A 21,998-nucleotide genomic window follows, 5' to 3' on the forward strand; every position below is an offset into this window, starting at 1 on the left:
CGGCGTCGACCTCGTGCCCGGCGCGTCAGGTTCAGCCCCCTGACGCCAGAGCCATCCCCAGCGGTGTCCGCTCGTACAAGACCTGGTGGCCGTAGCGTCGTGCCGTCAGCAGGCCCGCGTCCCGCAGGACCGTCAGGTGTGCCGACACCGACGAGGGGGCCAGACGCAGGCGGTGGGCCAGGGCGGTGGTCGTCGCCGGTTCGTCGAGTGCGCAGAGTACGGCGGCGCGGTTGGGGCCGAGCAGGCGGACGAGTGCCTGCGGGGTCCGGTCGGCGGGCTCGGCCCACAGTCCGGCGATGCCCCGGGCGGGGTAGACGACCGTGGGCTGCCACGGGGGCTCGAAGCCCGTGATCACGTCGGGCCAGGAGAACACGCTCGGCATCAGCACCAGGCCCTGGCCGCCGAGGTCGCGCGCGTACTCGCCGTGCCGCGCCAGCGTCAGCGTCCGGCCGTTGAAGGACAGCCGTGCGTCGAGCTCCGGCAGCAGCGTGCCGAGCCCCACCTCGGCCAGCCGCCGCGAGTGGAAGGCCACGTCCGCCTCCAGCAGCGCCCGCAGCCGGGGCCACTCGGGCTCGACCAGGACCCGCCAGGCCTCCTGCATCGCGTCCGCCAGCTCCCGGACCATCCGCGCCGGATCGGCGAGCCATGCCCGGCCCCGCGCCGACTCCAGGGCGCCCGGGGTGCAGGCGAGCGAGAGGGCGGTGTCCTCCCGGGCCGCGTCCGGGTCGGCCCCGCGCACGGCCGCGATCTCCTCCTCGAAGGTGGCCGCGGGGCCGATCGGCGGCGGGCCGAGCCAGTCGGGGGAGTGTCCCCGGCGGGGCATGAGCAGCCACAGCGGTGTCAGGTCGAGACCCGCCGCGGCCGCACGGATCCGGCGCAGCCAGGGCACGTGATAGCCCTGCCGGTCGGGCCGCTTCAGGGTGCGCACCGCCTCCTGCGTCTCCCACAGGGGCGAGACGGCGAACCGGCAGCGCAGAAAGTCGTCCTCACCGAAGTGGAGACGTGAGGCCACGGCGATCCCCCCGGTCGGACACAGGCACCTTGAGCCTCGGACATTCGGCCTGGGCCGAAACTCTACGCCGCACGGTGCCGGCGCGGGCACGCTGCCCGGCATGTCCACATCGCCCGAGGCCACCTCCGAAGCCCCGGCGCCCGCGCGCGCCGGGTACGGCGGCGTCCTCGCCGTACCCGAGTTCCGGGCCGTCTTCGCCGCCCACATCCTGTCCATGTTCGGCGTGATCGTCAGCGAGATCGCGCTGTCCGTCCTCGTCTACGACCTCACCCGCTCGCCCCTGATGAGCGCCCTCACCTTCGCGCTCGGTTTCCTGCCCTACGCGGTGGGCGGCACCCTGCTCGCCCCGCTCGCCGACCGCTTCCCGGCCCGGCGGGTGCTCGTGACCTGCGACCTGGTGTGCGCGGGGTGCGTGGCGCTGATGGTGGCCCCGGGCGCGGACGTCGGCGTCCTGCTCGCGCTGCGCTGCTGCCTCGCCGTCGTCGCCCCGGTGTTCGCCGGGACCCGGATGGCCACCCTCGCGGACGTCCTCGGCGACGGCGAGCCGTTCGTGCTGGGCCGCTCCCTGCTGCGGATCGTCGCGCAGAGCGCGCTGCTCGTGGGATACGGCCTCGGCGGTCTGCTCCTGACGGTCGTCGGCCCGCGGCACGCGCTGCTGATCACCGTCGGCACCTTCCTCGCCTCGGCCGCGCTGCTGCGCTTCGGCACCCGCGGCCGCCCCGCCCGCGCCCGGCGGCCGGGGGAGCCCCTGCCCGGCGCCCGCCGCCTCTTCGCCGACCGGCGCGTCCACGTGCTGCTCCTCCTGTTCTGGGTGCCCGCGATGTTCTCCGTCGTCCCCGAGGCACTGGCCGCCCCCTACGCCGACACGCTCGGCGCCGGATCCGCGGGTCTCGGCCTGCTGATGTGCGCCCTGCCCGTCGGCACGGTGGCCGGGGAGCTGTACGCCGGGGCGCGGCTCGGCCCCGCCGGCCGGGAACGGATCGCGCTGCCGCTGCTCTGTCTGACCCTGCTGCCGTACCTCGGCTACGCGTTCCACCCCGGTCTCGCGCTCTCCCTGCTGCTCCTGCTGCTGTCCGGGGCGGGATCGGCGTACACCCTGGGCCTGGACCAGTGGTTCGTCCGGGCCGTGCCCGAGGAGCTGCGCGGGCGGGCCATGACCGTGCTCAGCGCGGGGCTGATGACGATCCAGGGCGTCGGCATGACGCTGGCGGGCGTCGCGGCCCAGGTCATGGGGGTGCGGGCGGCCGTCGCGGGGGCCGGGGTGCTCGGCGTGCTGTGCTGCGGCGGGCTCGCGCTGGCCTGCCGGGCGACCGAAAGCCGAGACGGGGCTGACCGGCATATGACCGGCCGGTAGGGTCTGATGACGTGCCCAAGCCTCTCAGCCTTCCCTTCGACCCCATCGCCCGTGCCGACGAGCTCTGGAAACAGCGCTGGGGAAGCGTGCCCTCGATGGCCGCGATCACCTCGATCATGCGGGCGCAGCAGATCCTGCTGGCCGAGGTCGACGCCGTGGTCAAGCCGTACGGCCTGACCTTCGCGCGCTACGAGGCACTGGTGCTGCTCACCTTCTCCAAGGCCGGTGAGCTGCCGATGTCCAAGATCGGCGAGCGGCTGATGGTGCACCCCACGTCCGTGACGAACACCGTGGACCGGCTGGTGAAGTCCGGGCTGGTGGCCAAGCGTCCCAACCCCAACGACGGCCGCGGCACCCTCGCCGTCATCACCGACAAGGGCCGCGAGGTGGTCGACGCGGCCACCCGCGACCTGATGGCGATGGACTTCGGCCTCGGGGTCTACGACGCCGAGGAGTGCGCGGAGATCTTCGCGATGTTCCGTCCGCTGCGGATCGCGGCGCACGATTTCGACGAGGATTGACCCGGGGCAAGATCTCCCGGAACGGACGGTTACGCTCGACCGCATGAAGAAGAGCGTGCTGACCCGCTACCGCGTCCTGGCCTATGTCACCGGTGTGCTGCTGGTCCTGCTGTGCTTGAGCATGATCGCGAAGTACGGGTTCCACATCGACGGTGCCGCCGACGTCACCCGGGTCGTCGCCATCGCGCACGGCTGGCTGTATGTCGTCTACCTGATCTTCGCCTTCGACCTGGGCTCCAAGGCGAAGTGGCCGGTCGGCAAGCAGCTGTGGGTGCTGCTGGCGGGCACGATCCCGACCGCCGCCTTCTTCGTCGAGCGGAAGATCAGCCGCGAGCTGGAGGCCAAGGCCGCCGGTCCGGCCCCGGCCGTCGCCAAGGTCTAGGTTCCACCGCGCTTCCACCGCGCTTCCACCGCGCTTCCACCGCGCTTCCACCGCGCTTCCACCGCGGTTCCACCGCCGTACGGCCCCCGTACGGCGGTTGCCCATCGACATTTACTAGGACGTCCAAGTAAATTCGAGGGTATGGACGCTCACGCCATCGAGGAGGGCCGCCGGCGCTGGCAGGCCCGCTACGACGCCGCGCGCAAGCGCGACGCAGACTTCACCACGCTCTCCGGCGATCCCGTGGAGCCGATGTACGGGCCCCGACCCGGGGACACGTACGAGGGATTCGAGCGGATCGGCTGGCCCGGGGAGTACCCCTTCACGCGCGGGCTCCATCCGACCGGCTACCGCGGGCGTACCTGGACGATCCGGCAGTTCGCCGGGTTCGGCAACGCCGAGCAGACCAACGAGCGCTACAAGATGATCCTCGCCGCGGGCGGCGGTGGTCTGTCCGTGGCCTTCGACATGCCCACGCTCATGGGCCGCGACTCCGACGACCCGCGCTCGCTCGGCGAGGTCGGGCACTGCGGAGTGGCCATAGACTCCGCCGCCGACATGGAGGTCCTGTTCAAGGACATCCCGCTCGGCGACGTCACGACCTCCATGACCATCAGCGGGCCCGCCGTGCCCGTCTTCTGTATGTACCTGGTCGCCGCCGAGCGGCAGGGCGTGGACCCGTCGGTGCTCAACGGCACGCTGCAGACCGACATCTTCAAGGAGTACATCGCCCAGAAGGAGTGGCTCTTCCAGCCCGAGCCGCACCTGCGCCTCATCGGCGACCTCATGGAGCACTGCGCGGCCGGCATCCCCGCCTACAAGCCGCTGTCCGTCTCCGGCTACCACATCCGCGAGGCCGGGGCGACGGCCGCGCAGGAGCTGGCGTACACGCTCGCGGACGGATTCGGGTACGTCGAGCTGGGGCTGTCGCGCGGCCTCGACGTGGACGTGTTCGCGCCCGGCCTCTCCTTCTTCTTCGACGCGCACGTCGACTTCTTCGAGGAGATCGCCAAGTTCCGTGCGGCGCGGCGCATCTGGGCCCGCTGGATGCGGGACGTGTACGGCGCGAAGAGCGACAAGGCGCAGTGGCTGCGCTTCCACACCCAGACCGCGGGTGTGTCGCTGACCGCACAGCAGCCGTACAACAACGTGGTGCGTACGGCCGTGGAGGCGCTGGCCGCGGTGCTCGGCGGGACCAACTCGCTGCACACCAACGCCCTGGACGAGACCCTCGCGCTGCCGAGCGAGCAGGCGGCGGAGATCGCGCTGCGCACGCAGCAGGTGCTGATGGAGGAGACCGGGGTCGCCAACGTGGCCGATCCGCTCGGCGGCGCCTGGTACGTCGAGCAGCTGACGGACCGGATCGAGGCGGACGCGGAGAAGATCTTCGAGCAGATCAAGGAGCGGGGCCTCAGGGCGCACCCGGACGGGCGGCACCCGATCGGGCCGATCACCTCCGGGATCCTGCGCGGGATCGAGGACGGCTGGTTCACCGGGGAGATCGCCGAGTCCGCCTTCCGCTACCAGCAGGCGCTGGAGAAGGGCGAGAAGCGGGTCGTGGGCGTCAACGTCCACACCGGGTCGGTCACCGGGGATCTGGAGATCCTGCGGGTCAGCCATGAAGTGGAGCGGGAGCAGGTCCGCATCCTGCGCGAGCGCAAGGGGGCGCGCGACGACGCCGCGGTGCGGGGCGCGCTCGACGCGATGCTCGCCGCCGCCCGGGACGGCTCCAACATGATCGAGCCGATGCTGGACGCGGTACGCGCGGAGGCGACACTCGGCGAGATCTGCGACGCGCTGCGGGACGAGTGGGGCGTGTACACGGAGCCGGCCGGCTTCTGACGGCGTTCACCGACGTGCCGCGCACCGGCCCGGGGGCCGGCGCGCGGCACGTTGTCGTGGTGCGAGGGCGCGGGACCGAAGGGGGATGGCTGCAGTGGGGTACGAGTTCACCGTCCGTGAGAACGACGACGAGTGGGTGTGGGCGCCGGGAGCGATGACCGGCGGGCTGTTCATGGGGGCCGCCACCGCGCTCGGCTCGGTCCTGAACATGCCGACCGGGCTGCGGGAAGTGCCCTTCAACTGGGTGAAGATCGACCCCGGCCCGTACGCCGCGTTCGTCGACACGGCCCTGGAGATGAGGTGCGAGCGTCCCCACGGCGAACTGGGCTCTCTGCTGGGCGGTGTCGTCCCGCTGATGATCATGCTGGCGGACAACGCGGGAGTCCGGCTGACCGTCGACACCGAGGAGAAGCACTCCTACGTGGAATGGGTCCGCATCCAGCCGTTCGGCGAACGGGGACGCCGCAAGACGTGACTCCCCGAACGGAGGGGCGCCGGGCCTAGGGCTCGGCCGGTGCCGCGGTGAGGCCGAGCAGCAGCACCCTGGTGAAGCTGCGCACCCATTCCTCGTCCGCCGGCTTCCCGCTCACCAGCGTGCGGTGGACGACGGCTCCCGCCACCATGTCGAAGATCAGGTCGACCGTGCGGGCGGCCTCCGCCTGGTCCGGTTCCGGCGGGAGCTCGCCGCGGCACTGGGCCCGGGCGCGGCCCTCCAGGACCAGGCGCATCTGGCGGTCCACGATGGACGCACGAATGCGCTCGCGCAGCGCGTCGTCGCGGGTCGACTCCGCGACCACCGCCATCAGGCCGCTCCTGGCCTCCGGACGCGCCAGGATCGCCGCGAACTGCAGGACCACACCCTCGATATCGGCGGCCAGGCTGCCGCGGTCCGGCAGCTCCAGCTCGTCGAAGAGTTCGGCGACCGCGTCCACCACCAGCTCGTGCTTGCCGGCCCAGCGGCGGTAGAGCGTCGTCTTCGCAACCCCGGCCCGCGTGGCCACGTCCCCCAGGGTGAGCCTGGACCAGCCCAGCTCCACCAGCGCCTGCCGCGTCGCCGCCAGGATCGCGGCGTCCGCGGCCGCGCTGCGCGGGCGTCCGGTACGGGTGGCGGGGGTGCGGCTCTGCATCCCACGACCATAACCGGCCGTTCTCGCGGAGTCGTGAGAGAGATCACCGGGGTGTGGTGTCGCGGGAGCCCCGCATGGCATTACGCTACGACTCGTAGCGAAAGCTCGCGAGGGACGTACGCGAGCGAAGAACACCGGCGTGGGGTGGGGACCCGGCGCCGTCCACCACGCTTTTTCCTTCATACGCGGGAACGGGGGAGGATAGACGCATGCAGCCACGGAACATGTCCATGAGCGGCGTCGTCGACCTCGCCGCGGTGAAGGCGGCCCAGGAGGCCAAGACCAAGGCCGAGCAGGTACGCGCCGAAGCCGCCCGGCAGGGCGGGGCGGGGGCCGTCTCCCCGGCCGATCTCGTCATCGACGTCGATGAGGCGGGATTCGAGCGCGATGTCCTGCAGCGCTCCGCCGAAGTACCCGTCGTCATCGACTTCTGGGCCGAGTGGTGTCAGCCCTGCAAGCAGCTGAGCCCGGTCCTGGAGCGCCTGGCCGTCGAGTACAGCGGGCGCTTCCTGCTCGCCAAGATCGACGTCGACGCCAACCAGATGTTGATGCAGCAGTTCGGGGTACAGGGGATCCCGGCCGTCTTCGCCGTAGTCGCGGGGCAGGCGCTGCCGCTCTTCCAGGGGGCCGCCGGCGAACAGCAGATCCGGCAGACCCTCGACCAGCTGGTGCAGGTCGCCGAGGAGCGCTTCGGCCTGACCGGCCTGACCGTCGACCCGGACGCGCAGCCGGGCGAGGGCCCGCGCGAGGCGGTGCCGGCCGGACCGTACGACGCCCTGCTGGAGGCCGCCGTCCAGGCGCTGGACGCGGGAGACCTGGGCGGTGCCGTCCAGGCCTACCGGAACGTGCTGAGCGACGATCCGGCCAACACGGAGGCCAAGCTGGGTCTCGCGCAGGCCGAACTGCTCCAGCGGGTGCAGGGAATGGACCCGCAGCAGGTGCGCAAGGAGGCGGCCGAGAAGCCGGCCGACGCCGCCGCGCAGATCGCCGCCGCCGACCTCGACCTGGTGGGCGGTCATGTCGAGGACGCCTTCGGGCGGCTCATCGAGACCGTGCAGCGCACGGTGGGTGACGACCGGGATGCCGTACGCCGTCGGCTCCTTGAGCTGTTCGAGGTCGTAGGACCCGAGGACCCGCGCGTGGTCGGGGCGCGCCGGGCGCTGGCGCGGGCGCTGTTCTGACCAGTTACTAAACGCCACGGCTTGTGATGCCGGGGTGAAAGATTTGCCGACGAGACGTCAGGGCGGCTTCGCTTTACCAAATCTTGGTAATCGCGACTGCTGTTACTCGGAGTAAATCAGGGCCGTTGATCTGTCTGGTTTTGTCCAGGGGTCAACGGCTTTGCTCTGCCCTTAGGTGACACCGAGTGTGTCACTCCGAGACCGCTGGGTCGTTGTTCGGTTATCCGGCCGTTACTAGCCAGTAACGAACCCCCTTGTGCCCGGCGCGAGAATGCACCACGATCGGCGACGCTCGGTCCATTCCCGCACCCCGGCAACCGGTCGGGTCACGGGAGACTCTGGGTCCCCACCGAGCAGAGCCGACGGCAGTGGCGCCGGCTCTAGGGCAGGGGGGTCTTTGCCGAAAGGCGAAGCCTGTCCAGGTTGTGCGTGATGCGTGTCAGGCGCGACCAGTGGTTGTCGCTCGGGGGTGATCGCCGGTGATTCGGGCGCGGTTCGCGCCTGCGAGTACGGGCGCTCTCCTTACCGAGGACGTAGCACTTCTCCCATCCCTGCCTGGCTGAGCCGCCGACTGGGGCGAGTCCGGGCCAGGAGATGTACGTCCGAGAAGGAGGAAATATGGAGTCCCAGGTGCGTGGCGGGACCAGATGGAAGCGGTTCGCTGTGGTCATGGTGCCCAGCGTCGCCGCTACGGCCGCGATAGGTGTCGCCCTCGCGCAGGGCGCTCTCGCCGCTTCGTTCAGCGTCTCCGGGCAGTCGTTCAAAGTGTCGGCCGATGAACTGGTCGGTACCGGCTTCGAGCAGTACGGCGCCATCGACAGCGGTTACACGCTGGACGGCAAGAAGACGGCTCACCCGGTGGCCGTCTCGGCGTTCAAGCACGCCGACATCACCAACCTGTGCCAGTCCGTGGTCACCCCGGACGTGCCGATCTTCGGTTCGGTCAGCCTGATCCTGAGGGCCGGCGGCGAGGGTCACGACAAGGTCCAGGCCGACAACATCTACATCGATGTCGCCGACCTCAACGCCGACGCGACGTTCGACAACATCGACATCGGTGTGGCTGCCAAGGACGCCGCCAAGGGTCCGGGTATGAAGGGCGGGGGCGAGCAGTCCAACCCGTACGGCTTCGCGCAGCAGGCCGACAAGGCCACGCTGGTGGGCGTGAAGCAGACGGCGTGGGCCACCACCGCCGGAACCTTCAAGCTGAGCGGCCTGAAGATGTCTCTGTCGACGGGATCGCACGAGTGCTACTGAGCGCTCGCTGATGGGCGGGGGAGCCGGTGGCGCCCCCGCCCGTCCACACTCCGGCCGCGTCTTCGCGAGCCGCACACATCACCACCACAGCAACGCCGCACCAGGGAGCTGTTTTCCATGAGCGCCGAGACTCCTGCCGCAACCGGCCAGTTCACCGCCCGGAGGCTGCAGTTCCGCGCATGGCGGGGCACCCGTCCGTTCTGGGCCGGTCTGTACGTCCTGCTCAGCGGTCTGCCGATCATGTACTTCCCGTACTTCCATCTCCAGCTCGGTCATCTGACGCTGGCGATGGCGACCACCGCCGGAGCGGGATCCCTGATCATCGGCGTGCTGCTCATCGTCCTCGGCGTCAGCCTCTGGTTCCAGAAGCACGTACGGACCTTCGCGGGCGTCGCCGCGATCCTGCTGGCGCTGGTGTCCCTGCCCGTGTCCAACTTCGGCGGTTTCGTCATGGGCTTTCTGCTCGCCCTCATCGGCGGAGCGATGGCCGTGGCCTGGGCGCCGGGCGCCCCGCCCCAGCCGGAGCCGCCGGCGAGTGCCGCACCGGGCGAGGGCGGTGCCCCCGAGACCGCACCGCTGCCGTACCAGGACGCGGACGGGGTGAGCGCGACGACGAGTGACCTGTCAGGAACGAGCCCGGCCAACGGGGCGAACGGGAGGCACAGTGCCGGCTGACGAGGTGGCCCACGGGACCGATGTGGACGGGTCCCGTGCGAGAACCGGGCCCCGCCACGCGGCACCCAAGAAGCCGCTGTTCACCAGGTTCCATATGCCGGCCGGCAAGGCGATAGCCTCCGTGGCGATGCCCACGGCGGTACTCATGGGCATGGGCTTCACATCGAGCCTCGCCCTCGCCGACAACGGCGGCTCGGCGACGTCCAACAGCCAGAAGGCCGCGGAGTACAAGGACTGCGTCAAGGCGCTGGACGGCTCCAAGGACGCCTCGGCCTCGCCGTCGCCGTCCGCGAGCGAGTCCACCGGCACGGCCACGCCGACCCCCACGGCCTCCGCCGACGGCCAGGACGCGAAGGACACCACCGGCTCGGGCAAGGCCTCTTCGTCGGATTCAGGTTCCGGCGACACGGCCACGCCCAAGCCCACGCCGTCCTCCGGTTCGGGCTCCGGCTCGGGCTCCGGTTCGTCGGACTCCGGCAGCGGCGGCACGGCCACGCCGGCCCCGTCGGCGAGCCAGAGCGGCGGTGGCGGCCTGCTGGACACCATCGGCGACACGATCGGTGACATCGGCAACGTGCTCACCGGCGGCACGAAGGACTCCGGCACGTCCGCGAGCCCGGCACCGTCGGCGTCCTCGTCGCCTTCGCCGTCCTCGTCGGGTACGCCGTCCTCCTCGGGCGGCTCCGGGGCCTCCGACACCGCCAAGAAGGCCACGGACACCGTCAAGGACACGGTCGACAAGGCCACGGACACCGTGAAGGACACCACCGGCACGGTCTCCAAGACGGCGGGGGACGCCACCCAGGCGGCCAAGGACGCGGCCGCGTCGGCCACGCCCAGCCCCTCCGCGAGCTCCACGAAGTCCGCGGACGACTGCCAGGCGGCCACCGACGACGAGGGCGGTGTCGACAACAAGGTCCCGGTGGCGGACGACCCCTGGTACCTGAACGCCAGCTCGCTGCTGCTCAAGGGCGCCGACTACCAGGGCATCGTCGAGGTGAAGACGGCCGACGGCACCAAGAAGAAGGTGCTGAAGTACGTCATCTCCGGCGGCACGGACATCGGTGACCTGCACCAGACGGTGAACGACAAGCAGTCCGGCAAGGTCTATCACGTGCAGGCCTCCAAGGGCTCGACGTCCACCATCCGCAACGGCGACACCGTGATGTACACCCAGAGCATCTCGGGCAACCTGTTCGGCCTGATCCCGGTGACGTTCAGCCCGGACAGCCCGCCCCCGCTCAACATCCCGCTGATCTACTTCACCAATGTGAAGGTGGTCCAGGCGGCTCAGTTCGGCGGATCGCTGCACGTGCCCGGCATGCACGTGTACACCACCGACTGAGCGGCCGCACAAGCCCGTTCGGGAGCCGCACAGACTGAGGGCGCCCCCTGAAACCAGGGGGCGCCCTCAGCGCCGTACAGGGCCCTTGCGGGGCCGTCAGTCGGACTGGCCGCCCAGGTGGTGCACCCGGACCATGTTGGTGGTGCCGGGGACACCGGGGGGCGAGCCGGCGGTGATGATCAACGTGTCACCGGGGTTGAAGCGGCCCAGCTTGCCCAGCTCCTGGTCGACCATGTCCACCATCTCGTCGGTGCTGTTCACGAACGGCACGACGTTCGGCTCCACGCCCCAGCTGAGGGTCAGCTGGTTGCGGGTGCCTTCGTCGGTGGTGAAGGCAAGGATCGGCTGGGCCGCGCGGTAGCGGGACAGCCGGCGGGCGGTGTCACCGGACTGGGTGAAGGCGATCAGGCCCTTGCCGCCGAGGAAGTCGGCGATCTCGCAGGCCGCGCGGGCGACCGAACCGCCCTGCGTGCGCGGCTTCTTGCCGGGGACGAGGGGCTGGAGGCCCTTGGAGAGCAGCTCCTCCTCGGCCGCCTTCACGATCTTCGACATCGTCTTGACGGTCTCGACCGGGTACGCGCCCACGCTCGACTCGGCCGACAGCATGACCGCGTCCGCGCCGTCCAGGATCGCGTTGGCCACGTCGGAGGCCTCGGCGCGGGTCGGACGGGAGTTGGTGATCATCGACTCCATCATCTGGGTCGCCACGATCACCGGCTTGGCGTTGCGCCGGCACATCTCCACCAGGCGCTTCTGCACCATCGGGACCTTCTCCAGCGGGTACTCGACGGCGAGGTCACCACGGGCGACCATGACGGCGTCGAACGCCGCGACGACTTCCTCCATGTTCTCGACCGCCTGCGGCTTCTCCACCTTGGCGATCACCGGGACCCGGCGGCCCTCCTCGTCCATCACGCGGTGGACGTCCTGCACGTCCTTGGCGTCCCGGACGAAGGACAGCGCGACCATGTCGCAGCCCATGCGGAGGGCGAAACGCAGGTCCTCGATGTCCTTCTCGGACAGCGCGGGGACGTTGACCGCAGCGCCCGGCAGGTTGATGCCCTTGTGGTCGGAGACGACGCCGCCCTCGATGACGATCGTCTTCACCCGCGGGCCGTCGACGTCCAGGACCTTCAATTCGACGTTGCCGTCGTTGATCAGGACCTGGTCACCGCGCGAGACGTCGCCCGGCAGCCCCTTGTACGTCGTACCGCAGATCTGCTTGTCACCCGGCACGTCCTCGGTCGTGATGACGAACTCGTCACCGCGCTCCAGCTCGACCGGACCCTCGGCGAAGGTCTCCAGACGGATCTTGGGGCCCTGCAGGTCGGCGAGGACACCGATGGCCCGGCCGGTCTCCTTCGACGCGGCCCGGACGCGGTCGTACCGCGTCTGGTGCTCGGCGTGGGTGCCGTGGCTGAAGTTGAACCGGGCCACGTTCATGCCGGCCTCGATCATCGAGACGAGCATCTCGTGGGAGTCGACCGCGGGGCCGAGAGTACAGACGATTTTCGAACGGCGCATGGGGCGATCCTATCGGTTTGTTTCGCTGCGGAATATTCCGTCTGGCGGAAGATACAAATGGGCGGACATGCGCTCAGGCGTGTTACTGCCGTGTATTACTCAGTTCCCACGCGGCGGAGCCGCATATTGTCACTGCCCGACCAGCGCGTACGTCTGTGTGGCGATCTCCAGTTCCTCGTCGGTCGGCACCACGGCGACCGCCACCCGCGCGGAATCGGGCGAGATCAGCCGCGGCTCGTCGCTGCGCACGGCGTTCAGCTCGCCGTCGACCGCCAGGCCGAGCGCCTCCAGGCCCGCGATCGCAGCCTCCCGCACCGGGGCCGCGTTCTCACCGACCCCCGCCGTGAACGCGACCGCGTCCACCCGGCCGAGCACCGCGTAATAGGCGCCGATGTACTTCTTGAGCCGGTGAATGTAAATGTCGAAGGCGAGCCGGGCCTGCTCGTCGCCCTCGTCGATCCGGCGGCGGATCTCGCGCATGTCATTGTCCCCGCACAGGCCGAACAGACCGCTCGTCTTGTTGAGAAGAGTGTCGATCTCGTCCATGGACATTCCGCCAACACGCGCCAAATGGAAGATGACCGCCGGATCCAGATCACCGGATCGCGTCCCCATCACCAGCCCCTCCAAAGGCGTCAGCCCCATGGAGGTGTCCACGCACCGGCCCTTCTCGACCGCCGACGCCGAGGCGCCGTTGCCGAGGTGCAGCACGATCACGTTCACCTCCGACGGGTCCTTGCCCAGCAGCCGCGCCGTCCGACGCGAGACGTACGCGTGCGAGGTGCCGTGGAAACCGTAGCGGCGGATGCGGTGCCGGTCCGCGATCTTCGGGTCGATCGCGTAGCGCGCCGCGGACTCCGGCATGGTCGTGTGGAACGCCGTGTCGAAGACGGCGACCTGCGGCAGATCGGGGCGCAGCGCCCGCGCGGTGCGGATGCCCGTGAGGTTGGCCGGGTTGTGCAGCGGCGCGACCGGGATCAGCCGCTCGATCTCGGTGAGCACCTCGTCGTCGACGACGGTGGGCTCGGTGAAGAACAGGCCGCCGTGCACCACCCGGTGCCCGACCGCGGCCAGCTCCGGCGAGTCCAGGCCCAGGCCGTCCCGGGACAGCTCCTCGGCGACCGCCTTGAGGGCCGCGTCGTGGTCGGCGATCGGGCCGGTGTGCTCACGGGTGTCGCCCGTCGTGACGAGGGTGTGCCTGAGCCGCGAGGTCTGCTCGCCGATGCGCTCGACCAGACCCACCGCCAGCCGGCTGCTGTCCCGCATGTCCAGCAGCTGGTACTTCACCGACGACGAGCCGGAGTTGAGGACGAGGACACGGGTGGGGGAGGTCACTGCTCGGACGCCTTCTCGCTCGGGTTCTGGGCCTGGATCGCCGTGATGGCGACGGTGTTGACGATGTCCTGGACGAGCGCGCCGCGGGACAGGTCGTTGACCGGCTTGCGCAGGCCCTGCAGGACCGGTCCGACGGCGATCGCGCCGGCCGAGCGCTGCACGGCCTTGTAGGTGTTGTTGCCGGTGTTGAGGTCGGGGAAGATCAGCACGCTGGCCTGTCCCGCGACCTCGGACCCGGGAAGCTTGGTCGCGGCCACCGAGGGCTCCACGGCCGCGTCGTACTGGATCGGCCCCTCGATCTTCAGATCCGGCCGCCGCGAGCGCGCCAGTTCGGTCGCCTCGCGCACCTTGTCGACATCGGCGCCCGAGCCCGACGTACCGGTGGAGTACGACAGCATCGCGATCCGCGGCTCCACGCCGAACTGCGCGGCGGTGCCCGCCGACTGGACGGCGATGTCCGCCAGCTGCTGGGCGTTCGGGTCCGGGTTGACCGCGCAGTCGCCGTAGACCAGCACCTTGTCGGCCAGGCACATGAAGAAGACCGAGGAGACGATCGAGGACTCCGGCTTGGTCTTGATGATCTCGAAGGCGGGCCGGATGGTGGCCGCGGTCGAGTGCACCGAGCCCGACACCATGCCGTCGGCCAGGCCCTCCTGGACCATCAGGGTGCCGAAGTAGTTCACGTCGGAGACGACGTCGTAGGCCAGCTCCACGGTCACGCCCTTGTGGGCGCGCAGCCCGGCGTACCGCTCGGCGAAGGAGTCGCGCAGCTCGCTGGTGGCCGGGTCGATCAGCTGGGTGTCGCCGAGGTCGATGCCCAGGTCGGCGGCCTTCTTGCGGATCTGGTCGAGGGGGCCGAGCAGGGTCAGGTCGCACACCCCGCGGCGCAGCAGCACCTCGGCCGCGTGCAGCACCCGCTCCTCGGTGCCCTCGGGGAGAACGACCCTGCGCCGGTCCGAGCGGGCCTGTTCGAGGAGCTTGTGCTCGAACATCATCGGGGTGACCCGGTCGCTGCTCGGCGTCGAGACCCGCCGGGCCAGGTCGGAGGTGTCGCTGTACCGCTCGAACAGACCGAGCGCGGTCTCCGCCTTGCGCGGGGTGGCCGCGGTCATCTTCCCCTCCATGGAGAAGAGGTGCTCGGCGGTGGGGAAGCTGGTGCCGGAGACCGAGATCACCGGGGTGCCGGGGGCGAGGCGGGCGGCCAGCGTGAGGATCTCCTCGCGCGGCACCTCGTCCAGGGTGAGCAGCACACCGGCTATCGGCGGGGTGCCGGCACTGTGCGCGGCCAGCGAACCGACGACCAGGTCGGCGCGGTCGCCCGGGGTCACGACCAGGCAGCCCGGGGTCAGGGCGCCCAGGAAGTTCGGCAGCATCGCCCCGCCGAAGACGAAGCCCAGCGCGTCCCGGGCGAGCCCGGAGTCGTCGCCGAGCAGCACCCTGGCGTCGAGGGCCTGGGCTATCTGGGCGACCGTCGGCGCGGACAGCGCGGGCTCGTCGGGCAGCACGTACGTGGGCACCGGCAGACGGTTCGCGACCCGCTCGGCGATCTCGTCGCGGTCCTCGCGGGCCACCCGGTTGGCGAACATCGCGAGCACGTCGCAGCCCAGCCCGTCGTAGGCCCGGTAGGCGTTGCGCGTCTCGGCCTGCACGGACTCGGCCGTCTGCCCGCGGCCGCCCACCACCGGGATCACGGAGGCGCCGAACTCGTTGGCCAGGCGGGCGTTCAGGGACAGCTCGTCGGGCAGCTGGGTGTCGGCGAAGTCGGTGCCGAGGACGAGGACGACGTCGTAGTCCCGGGCCACCAGATGGAAGCGGTCGACCAGCGTGGAGACCAGCTCGTCCGTGCCCTGCTCGGCCTGGAGCGCGGACGCCTCGTGGTAGTCCATGCCGTAGACGGTCGCCGGATCCTGGGAGAGGCGGTACCGGGCCCGCAACAGTTCGAAGAGCCGATCGGGAACGTGGTGCACGAGCGGACGGAACACCCCCACCCGGTCGACCTGCCGGGTCAGGAGTTCCATGACTCCCAGCTCGACGACCTGGCGGCCGTCGCCGCGGTCGATCCCGGTCACGTACACGCTGCGCGTCACGTGTGCACTCCGTTTCCTGTGTCTCGGCGGTGGTGTCTCGTCTGCGGCATAAAAATCGCCCACCAAGGTGAGCAGAACCCTCTTGACAATACCCCCGGTGCCGGATAAGGCGCCCGTCAGGACCTCACCTCCCCGGCGGACGTGGAACAATCGGCAATGGCTCACCGGCACCGACAGCGAGCAGGAGACACAGCACGATGCGCATCGGAGTTCTCACCGCAGGCGGCGACTGCCCCGGCCTGAACGCCGTGATCCGGTCGGTGGTGCACCGGGCGGTGGCGCAGTACGGCGACGAGGTCATCGGCTTCGAGGACGGCTACCGGGGTCTGCTCGACCGTCACTACCGCTCCCTCGACCTGGACGCGGTCAGCGGCATCCTGGCCCGCGGCGGCACCATCCTCGGCTCCTCCCGTCTGGAGCGCGACCGGCTGCGCGAGGCCTGCGAAGGCGCCGCCGACATGGTCGAGGAGTTCGGCATCGACGCGCTGATCCCGATCGGCGGCGAGGGCACCCTGACCGCGGCCCGCATGCTCTCCGACGCCGGCCTGCCGGTCGTCGGCGTCCCGAAGACCATCGACAACGACATCTCCTCCACCGACCGCACCTTCGGCTTCGACACCGCGGTCGGTGTCGCCACCGAGGCCATGGACCGCCTGAAGACGACGGCCGAGTCGCACCAGCGCGTGATGGTCGTCGAGGTCATGGGCCGGCACGCCGGCTGGATCGCCCTGGAGTCCGGCATGTCCGCCGGCGCCCACGGCATCTGCCTGCCCGAGCGTCCCTTCGACCCCGCCGACCTGGTCAAGATGGTCGAGGAGCGCTTCGCCCGCGGCAAGAAGTTCGCGGTCGTCTGCGTCGCCGAGGGCGCCCACCCCGTCGAGGGCACCATGGACTACGGCAAGGGCGAGATCGACCAGTACGGCCACGAGCGCTTCCAGGGCATCGGCACCGCGCTCGCCTACGAGCTGGAGCGGCGCCTCGGCAAGGAGGCCAAGCCGGTCATCCTCGGCCACGTCCAGCGCGGCGGCGTCCCGACCGCCTACGACCGCGTCCTCGCCACCCGCTTCGGCTGGCACGCGGTCGAGGCCGCGCACCGCGGCGACTTCGGCAGGATGACCGCACTGCGCGGCACCGACGTCGTGATGGTGCCGCTCGCGGAGGCGGTCACCGAGCTGAAGACGGTCCCCAAGGACCGGATGGACGAGGCGGAGTCGGTCTTCTAGCCGTCCCCGCTCTCGACGGCCGCCCAGAAGTTCTCGACGATCCGGTCGAGGAAGTCCCGCCCGGACTCACTGGCACCGCTGCTGCCGCCACCCCAGCTCAGGGTGGCGGCCATGTGCCCCTGGTAGTCCTTGTGTAGCTCCTGCAGCACGTCCTCCACGACGGCTTTGTCCAGGGGCGCCACCTTCATCACCGGTCGCACATAGGCCTGCCAGCGGGTGGTCACGGCGCTGTGCAGCAGTTCGGCGAGTTTCGCCTCGCGGCCCGTGACGGCGACGAAGTCGGGCAGGGCCAGCTCCAGTACACGCGCGAGCGCGGCCGACTGACGTTCGCTCCCCGGCCACTGCTCGCTCTCCTCCGCCCGCAGGTACGCCCGCAGGTCCATGCCGACGGCGTGGGCGACGTCCTCGGGTGCGACGGCCCGGGTGATCCGGTGTTCGCGCAGGCTCCGGGGCCGGCCGAGGAGTTCTCCCGGCGAACACCACAACACGCCGGCGAGGGCGGTGAGTTCGGGGTTGCTGGGGGCGGTGACCCCGCGTTCCCAGGCGATGACGAGGTCCGGGGTGACGTACGGCAGCCCGTACGAGGCACGCATGCCGTAGGCGACGTGCTCGGGCCCCATGCCGAGGGCGGCGCGGAGCCTGCGGGCGGCCGGGGCGTTGAACGGGGGAGCTGAGGGTTGGCGCACCCCGCACAAGCTAGGGGCGCCGCGACCCCGTGGCTACGGTCTGTTCGGACAGGATCACAGGTTGTAGGAACGTACGGTTCCGGCCGTTCGGTATGTACCGGCCGTTCGGAATGTAACGGACGTATCACCCCGGCACCTCATCCCTTGACCGCCCCGCCCAGCGCGAACCCACCCCCCAGCCGCCGCGCCACCAGCACGTACAACAGGATCACCGGCGTCGAGTAGATCACCGAGAAGGCGGCGAGCTGCCCGTACGCCACCATCCCCCGGTTGCCGAAGAACTCGTTGATGCTGACCGAGGCCGGCATCTGGTCCGGCGTGAGCAGGAGCATGAAGGGGACGAAGAAGTTCCCCCACATCATCACGAACGAGAACACGGTGACGACGGCGAGGCCCGGCCCCATCAGCGGCAGCACGATCCGCACGAGGGACTGCAGCGACGATGCCCCGTCCGTCCAGGCCGCCTCCTCCAGCTCCTTCGGGACCCCGTCCATGAAGTTCTTCATCAGCCAGATGGCGAAGGGCAGCTGGGAGGCGGCGAAGAAGAAGATCGTCCCCTGCGGGGTGTCGATCAGATCCACGCGGACGAACAGCGCGTAGACCGGCACCATGATCGCGGTGATCGGCAGACTCGTCGCGAACAGGATCGTCAGCAGGAACGGCCGGTTCAGCCGGGACCGGAAACGGGACAGCGGATAGGCGGCGAGGGCCGCGCAGACGACGGTCAGCGCGGTGGCTCCCCCGCACAGGATCAAGCTGTTGAGCAGCGGGGTGTACAGGATGTCCGGGGTCAGGACCGCGTCGAAGTTGCCGAAGGTGAGCCCGTCGGGAACCTTGACCTTCAGATCGGGGTGCGGGTCCACGCAGGACAGCAGCACCCAGGCGAGCGGCAGCGCGAAGGCGAGGGCCACGGCGATCAGCTCGGCATCGGCGGCGAGCCGGCGGGAGGGACGGCTGCGGGACATGGCTGCTCCTACACCTCCGTCCGCAGCAGACGCAGATAGACGACGGAGAACAGGGAGCCGACGAGCAGCAGGAGCAGGGCGACGGCGGTGCCGTACCCGATCATGCTGTTCTGGAAGGCCTGTTCGTACATGAACAGCGGCAGGGTCTGGCTCTTGTCGCCGGGCCCGCCCCTGGTCATCACCCAGATCAGCCCGAACACGGAGAGCGTCTGCAGGGTGTTCAGCATGAGGTTGGTGCCGATCGACCGGCGGATCATCGGCAGGGTGATGTGCCACAGCCGCCGCCACCCGCCCGCCCCGTCCACCTCGGCGGCCTCCGTGATCTCGCTCGGGATCTCGTCCAGCGCGGCGGAGTAGACGAGCATCGAGAACGCCGTACCGCGCCAGACGTTGGCGAAGGAGACGGCGAGGATGGGCAGGGTGAACAGCCAGTTCTGCCGCGGGAGATGGAGCCAGTGCAGGATGGCGTTCAGGGTCCCCTCACGCCGGAAGAACGCGTACAGCAGAAAGCCCGCGACGACCTCCGGCAGCACCCAGGCGGTGATCACGACCCCGCCCGTCAGGGTGCGCACGGGCTTGGAGGCGCGCTTCATCAGCGCCGCGAGGGCCAGCCCCAGCGTGTTCTGCCCGACCAGCGAGGACAGCACGGTGAACACCAGGGTCAGCCAGACGGCGTTCAGGAACGCGTCGTCCCGCAACGCCCTGCGGAAGTTGGCGAAGCCGACGAACGAGGAGTGCGCCTGGCCGGTGAGCTGCAGATCGGTGAAGGCGATGTAGACGCAGTAGGCGATGGGGCCGGCGAGGAAGAGGAGCAGCAGGACCAGGGCAGGGGCGACGGGCAGGGCCCTGCTGATCCGCCGGTGCGGCCTCATTTCCGGATCACTTGGCCGTCGGTGACGTCCTTCAGTGTGGCGTCGTAGCCGCTCGCCGCCTTCTCGGCGGACTGATCACCGGTGGTCACTCCCTCCATGGCCTCCTGGACGGCGGTCGACACCTTCGGGTACGCGGGATAGGCGGGCCGGTAATGCGTGCTCGCGACCAGATCGGTGAAGAACTTGATGCCGGGCTGGGCGGTCGCGTACGCCGGGTCCTCCGCCACGTCCTCGCGTACGGAGATCCCGGAGTCGGCGACGTACCAGGCGCGGGCGTTGTCCTTCGTCTGCAGGGTCCTGACGAAGTCGAAGGCGAGGTCGGGATGGGCCGCCTTGGCCGGGACGGCCCAGGTCCAGCCGCCGGACATGCTCACCTTGCCGGGGGCCTGGCCGTGCTGGGTGGGCATGTAGGCCAGTCCGAGCCGCTTGGACCAGTCCTTCCACTCGTGCCCGCTGCCCGGCAGCCAGGCCTGCGGGAGCCAGGAGCCGTCGAGGTCGATGCCGAGCTTGCCCTGGGGGAGCAGCTCGCCGTTGACGGTGGTGGCGAAGTTGGGATCGAGGGCGTCGGAGACGTCGGGGCCGAGCTTCTCCTTGTACACGGTTTCGACGAACTTCAGCGAGTCCTCGAAGCCCTGGCTCCCGGCGATCCACTTCTTGCCGCCGCTGTCGTACAGGGGGTCCGACGTCCCGTCACCGGTGCCGTACAGGAGCATTTCGAACCCCTGCATGGTGGCCCGCTCACCCGCCGGTTTGCCGGTGTAGACGTTGAGGGGGGTGACGCCCGGGACCCTCTTCTTGATGGTCCGGGCGGCGGCGAGGACGTCGTCCCAGGTTCTGGGCTGCCAGTCGGCGGGCAGGCCGGCCTTCGCGAAGACGCGCCTGTCGAACCACAGCCCCCGGGTGTCGGTGCCGTCCGGGACGCCGTACGTCTTCCCGTCCGCGCCCTTGGCGGAGTTCTTGGCGGTGCCGATGAACCGCTGCCAGTCCGGCCACTTGGCGAGGTAGGGGTCGAGGGGCTTCAAGTAGCCGCTCGTGATGTCCGAGTTGATGAGGAAGGTGTCCTCGTAGACCAGGTCCGGCGCGGTCCTCGGCGAGCGCAGCATCTGCTGCAGCTTGGTGTAGTACTCCGAGTCCGGTGCCTTGATCGGGACGAACTCCACCTTCTTGCCGGGGTACTTCTTCTCGAACTGCTTCTTGATGCCGGCGAGATAGGTGTCCATCACCTTGATGGAGTTGTCGGTCGACTGCTTGTAGGAGACCTTGAGGGTGTTCGGACTGCTGCCGGATCCGTTGCCGCAGGCGGTGAGGGCGGTGGCGGCGAGAGCGGCGGTGAGGAGGGTGGTGAGGGCGGCGGTGGGGCGCACGGGCATGACCTCCTGCGGGCGCACTTCTTGGTGGCGTGGCGTGGAGATGGCTGCCGAGTGAACGTAAGAGGAGTGGTCTAGTCAGGTCAATGCGTGTGCGACAGATCGGGCCTCGGCGCGAGCCCGGGGCCGGACTCGGCGAGCTGGTAGTACTCGTCGTCGAGGAGGGGCTGAGCCAGGCCGTTGGAGAGTGCGAAACAGCCGTCGGCGACCAGGTCTATGCGGCACCGAGGTCCAAACGGAATTCCGGCTGAGCCGCCCGCCGGTATGCGAGCGTGGCGATCCGGTGTGCCTGCACATGGTCCGGGTGTCCGTAACCACCGGTGGGATCGTATGTGACCAGCGCCTCGGGGCGGATCTCCCGTATGACGCCCACGAGATGTGTCGCGGCCTCTTCGACGTCGGCCCGGCAGAGGGCCTTCGGATGCCGGCCCGCGGCCGAACCCGTCATTCCCGAGTCGCGATAACGTCCTGAGCCGCCCAGGAACCTGTGGTCTCGCACGCCCAGTTCGTCCATGGCGGCGGCGAGTTCATGTGTCATACGCTTCATAAACCCCTGCTCCTCCGGGGTAGGTGTGCGGGTAGATTTCGCTGGTGTTTGACTATCTCTCGCGGACTCTCGCCGCCTACGAGCACAGCCCCCTCAAGTACGAGACGGCCACGCGGGGCATGATTCCGGACAGGGAACTCGACCGGTTCACCTCGATGCTGCCGGAAGAGACGGGACCCGTTCTGGACGCCGGGTGTGCTTTCGGCCGTGACACGGCTCTCCTTGCCGACCGGGGTGTGACGGTGATCGGCATCGACCTCAGCGACTCCTTTCTCTCCCGGGCCCGTGAACTGCATCCGCGACTCGACTTCCGGCGCATGGATGTGTGCGCACTGGACTTCCCCGGGCGGAGCTTCGCAGGCGTCTGGTGCCAGGCGACGCTTCTCCACCTCAGGGACGACCATGTGCGGGTGGCCCTGTCCGAGTTCCATCGCGTGCTCCGGCCCGGCGGAGCCCTCTTCGTCAGCTTCAAGGAGGGCGAGGGAGAGGAGGAATTCGTGGAGTCCTTCAGCGCGGACGCGGCCCGGTTCTTCCGCTACCAGACAGCCGACCGGGTCCACGGCCTGCTGGCCGATGCCGGGTTCGTCCGGCCCGTGGTCCGCGCGGTCAACGAACGCGAGCGGTACGGCGAGGGCCATCGCGATCTCACCTGGCTGACGGCCTACGCGCACAAGACCTCCTGACCGCCTCTCGGGG

General features: G+C 69.9%; 20 protein-coding genes and 1 pseudogene. 11 read left to right on the forward strand and 10 right to left on the reverse strand.

Going from position 1 to position 21,998, the window contains the following annotated elements:
• Positions 1-31 precede the first annotated feature (31 nt).
• Entirely contained in the window at positions 32-1,012 is a 981-nt protein-coding gene (locus AVL59_RS07690; protein WP_067300728.1) for an ArsR/SmtB family transcription factor, read from the reverse strand.
• A gap of 100 nt (positions 1,013-1,112) precedes the next feature.
• On the opposite strand from AVL59_RS07690, the gene AVL59_RS07695 reads away from it, so the two are divergent.
• The 5 genes from AVL59_RS07695 to AVL59_RS07715 all read left to right on the forward strand — a co-directional run bounded on the left by AVL59_RS07695 (position 1,113) and on the right by AVL59_RS07715 (position 5,586).
• Positions 1,113-2,366 carry an MFS transporter gene (locus AVL59_RS07695; RefSeq protein ID WP_067300730.1) on the forward strand — a complete coding sequence of 418 codons (1,254 nt, stop codon included), beginning with the start codon at positions 1,113-1,115 and terminating at the stop codon, positions 2,364-2,366.
• 11 nt (positions 2,367-2,377) lie between these two features.
• Positions 2,378-2,887, forward strand: coding sequence for a MarR family winged helix-turn-helix transcriptional regulator (locus AVL59_RS07700; RefSeq protein ID WP_067300733.1), 510 nt, complete (start codon positions 2,378-2,380; stop codon positions 2,885-2,887).
• 43 nt (positions 2,888-2,930) lie between these two features.
• Positions 2,931-3,269, forward strand: a complete 339-nt coding sequence (locus AVL59_RS07705) for a DUF3817 domain-containing protein (RefSeq protein WP_067300736.1) — start codon at positions 2,931-2,933, stop codon at positions 3,267-3,269.
• A 141-nt stretch (positions 3,270-3,410) separates the two neighbouring features.
• Entirely contained in the window at positions 3,411-5,111 is a 1,701-nt protein-coding gene (locus AVL59_RS07710) for an acyl-CoA mutase large subunit family protein (RefSeq protein ID WP_067300739.1), read from the forward strand.
• An 85-nt stretch (positions 5,112-5,196) separates the two neighbouring features.
• Positions 5,197-5,586 carry a DUF6086 family protein gene (locus AVL59_RS07715; RefSeq protein WP_159399874.1) on the forward strand — a complete coding sequence of 130 codons (390 nt, stop codon included), beginning with the start codon at positions 5,197-5,199 and terminating at the stop codon, positions 5,584-5,586.
• Positions 5,587-5,611: 25 nt separating this feature from the next.
• Here AVL59_RS07715 and AVL59_RS07720 read toward each other — a convergent pair whose 3' ends face one another.
• Positions 5,612-6,238 (reverse strand): TetR/AcrR family transcriptional regulator, encoded by a 627-nt coding sequence (locus AVL59_RS07720; RefSeq protein ID WP_067300744.1) that lies wholly within the window; start codon positions 6,236-6,238, stop codon positions 5,612-5,614.
• Between the two features lie 209 nt (positions 6,239-6,447).
• Between AVL59_RS07720 and AVL59_RS07725 the strand changes: the two genes are divergently transcribed.
• The 4 genes from AVL59_RS07725 to AVL59_RS07740 all read left to right on the forward strand — a co-directional run bounded on the left by AVL59_RS07725 (position 6,448) and on the right by AVL59_RS07740 (position 10,696).
• Positions 6,448-7,419, forward strand: coding sequence for a tetratricopeptide repeat protein (locus AVL59_RS07725; protein ID WP_067300747.1), 972 nt, complete (start codon positions 6,448-6,450; stop codon positions 7,417-7,419).
• 618 nt (positions 7,420-8,037) lie between these two features.
• The gene (locus tag AVL59_RS07730; protein WP_067300749.1) at positions 8,038-8,676 is read left to right on the forward strand and encodes a DUF6230 family protein; all 639 of its coding nucleotides are present in this window, start codon (positions 8,038-8,040) and stop codon (positions 8,674-8,676) included.
• Positions 8,677-8,793: 117 nt separating this feature from the next.
• Positions 8,794-9,351: a DUF6114 domain-containing protein gene (locus AVL59_RS07735; RefSeq protein ID WP_067300752.1), complete on the forward strand. Its 558-nt coding sequence runs from the start codon at positions 8,794-8,796 to the stop codon at positions 9,349-9,351.
• Positions 9,341-10,696, forward strand: a complete 1,356-nt coding sequence (locus tag AVL59_RS07740; RefSeq protein WP_208870329.1) for a hypothetical protein — start codon at positions 9,341-9,343, stop codon at positions 10,694-10,696. Before AVL59_RS07735 ends, AVL59_RS07740 begins: the two co-directional genes overlap by 11 nt.
• 96 nt (positions 10,697-10,792) lie before the next feature.
• Here the strand turns inward: AVL59_RS07740 and pyk are convergent, their stop codons facing one another.
• The 3 genes from pyk to pta all read right to left on the reverse strand — a co-directional run bounded on the left by pyk (position 10,793) and on the right by pta (position 15,642).
• Positions 10,793-12,220 (reverse strand): pyruvate kinase, encoded by a 1,428-nt coding sequence (gene pyk / locus AVL59_RS07745; RefSeq protein WP_067300754.1) that lies wholly within the window; start codon positions 12,218-12,220, stop codon positions 10,793-10,795.
• 129 nt (positions 12,221-12,349) lie between these two features.
• The gene (locus AVL59_RS07750) at positions 12,350-13,555 is read right to left on the reverse strand and encodes an acetate kinase (RefSeq protein ID WP_067300756.1); all 1,206 of its coding nucleotides are present in this window, start codon (positions 13,553-13,555) and stop codon (positions 12,350-12,352) included.
• A complete protein-coding gene (gene pta, locus AVL59_RS07755; protein ID WP_067300759.1) occupies positions 13,552-15,642 on the reverse strand; it encodes a phosphate acetyltransferase in 2,091 nt (696 codons plus the stop codon). Before pta ends, AVL59_RS07750 begins: the two co-directional genes overlap by 4 nt.
• A gap of 197 nt (positions 15,643-15,839) precedes the next feature.
• On the opposite strand from pta, the gene AVL59_RS07760 reads away from it, so the two are divergent.
• A complete protein-coding gene (locus AVL59_RS07760; protein ID WP_067300762.1) occupies positions 15,840-16,865 on the forward strand; it encodes an ATP-dependent 6-phosphofructokinase in 1,026 nt (341 codons plus the stop codon).
• Here the strand turns inward: AVL59_RS07760 and AVL59_RS07765 are convergent.
• The 5 genes and pseudogenes from AVL59_RS07765 to AVL59_RS07785 form a co-directional block, all read right to left on the reverse strand.
• Entirely contained in the window at positions 16,862-17,551 is a 690-nt protein-coding gene (locus AVL59_RS07765; protein WP_067300764.1) for a DNA-binding protein, read from the reverse strand. The two genes, AVL59_RS07760 and AVL59_RS07765, sit on opposite strands and share 4 nt — an antisense overlap.
• Before the next feature lie 137 nt (positions 17,552-17,688).
• Complete coding sequence (locus AVL59_RS07770) at positions 17,689-18,516, reverse strand: carbohydrate ABC transporter permease (RefSeq protein ID WP_067300766.1); 828 nt, start codon at positions 18,514-18,516, stop codon at positions 17,689-17,691.
• A gap of 8 nt (positions 18,517-18,524) precedes the next feature.
• Positions 18,525-19,388 (reverse strand): carbohydrate ABC transporter permease, encoded by an 864-nt coding sequence (locus AVL59_RS07775; protein WP_067300769.1) that lies wholly within the window; start codon positions 19,386-19,388, stop codon positions 18,525-18,527.
• Positions 19,385-20,758 carry an extracellular solute-binding protein gene (locus AVL59_RS07780; protein WP_099053019.1) on the reverse strand — a complete coding sequence of 458 codons (1,374 nt, stop codon included), beginning with the start codon at positions 20,756-20,758 and terminating at the stop codon, positions 19,385-19,387. The genes AVL59_RS07775 and AVL59_RS07780 overlap by 4 nt, the downstream gene beginning before the upstream one ends.
• A 217-nt stretch (positions 20,759-20,975) precedes the next feature.
• Positions 20,976-21,326: pseudogene (locus AVL59_RS07785) on the reverse strand (PIG-L family deacetylase); the annotation flags it as partial.
• 20 nt (positions 21,327-21,346) lie between these two features.
• On the opposite strand from AVL59_RS07785, the gene AVL59_RS07790 reads away from it, so the two are divergent.
• Positions 21,347-21,985 (forward strand): class I SAM-dependent methyltransferase, encoded by a 639-nt coding sequence (locus AVL59_RS07790; RefSeq protein ID WP_067300773.1) that lies wholly within the window; start codon positions 21,347-21,349, stop codon positions 21,983-21,985.
• The last annotated feature ends 13 nt before the right edge of the window (positions 21,986-21,998 follow it).

Source organism: Streptomyces griseochromogenes (assembly GCF_001542625.1).
GTDB classification, from domain to species: Bacteria; Actinomycetota; Actinomycetes; order Streptomycetales; family Streptomycetaceae; genus Streptomyces; species Streptomyces griseochromogenes.

Coding starts and splice junctions, on each gene's coding strand:
- AVL59_RS07695 (WP_067300730.1), top strand. CDS start 1,113: ATGTCCACATCGCCCGAGGCCACCTCCGAAGCCCCGGCGCCCGCGCGC.
- AVL59_RS07760 (WP_067300762.1), top strand. CDS start 15,840: ATGCGCATCGGAGTTCTCACCGCAGGCGGCGACTGCCCCGGCCTGAAC.
- AVL59_RS07725 (WP_067300747.1), top strand. CDS start 6,448: ATGCAGCCACGGAACATGTCCATGAGCGGCGTCGTCGACCTCGCCGCG.
- AVL59_RS07730 (WP_067300749.1), top strand. CDS start 8,038: ATGGAGTCCCAGGTGCGTGGCGGGACCAGATGGAAGCGGTTCGCTGTG.
- pyk (WP_067300754.1), bottom strand. CDS start 12,220: ATGCGCCGTTCGAAAATCGTCTGTACTCTCGGCCCCGCGGTCGACTCC.
- AVL59_RS07720 (WP_067300744.1), bottom strand. CDS start 6,238: ATGCAGAGCCGCACCCCCGCCACCCGTACCGGACGCCCGCGCAGCGCG.
- AVL59_RS07705 (WP_067300736.1), top strand. CDS start 2,931: ATGAAGAAGAGCGTGCTGACCCGCTACCGCGTCCTGGCCTATGTCACC.
- AVL59_RS07715 (WP_159399874.1), top strand. CDS start 5,197: ATGGCTGCAGTGGGGTACGAGTTCACCGTCCGTGAGAACGACGACGAG.
- AVL59_RS07775 (WP_067300769.1), bottom strand. CDS start 19,388: ATGAGGCCGCACCGGCGGATCAGCAGGGCCCTGCCCGTCGCCCCTGCC.
- AVL59_RS07735 (WP_067300752.1), top strand. CDS start 8,794: ATGAGCGCCGAGACTCCTGCCGCAACCGGCCAGTTCACCGCCCGGAGG.
- AVL59_RS07710 (WP_067300739.1), top strand. CDS start 3,411: ATGGACGCTCACGCCATCGAGGAGGGCCGCCGGCGCTGGCAGGCCCGC.
- AVL59_RS07780 (WP_099053019.1), bottom strand. CDS start 20,758: ATGCCCGTGCGCCCCACCGCCGCCCTCACCACCCTCCTCACCGCCGCT.
- AVL59_RS07770 (WP_067300766.1), bottom strand. CDS start 18,516: ATGTCCCGCAGCCGTCCCTCCCGCCGGCTCGCCGCCGATGCCGAGCTG.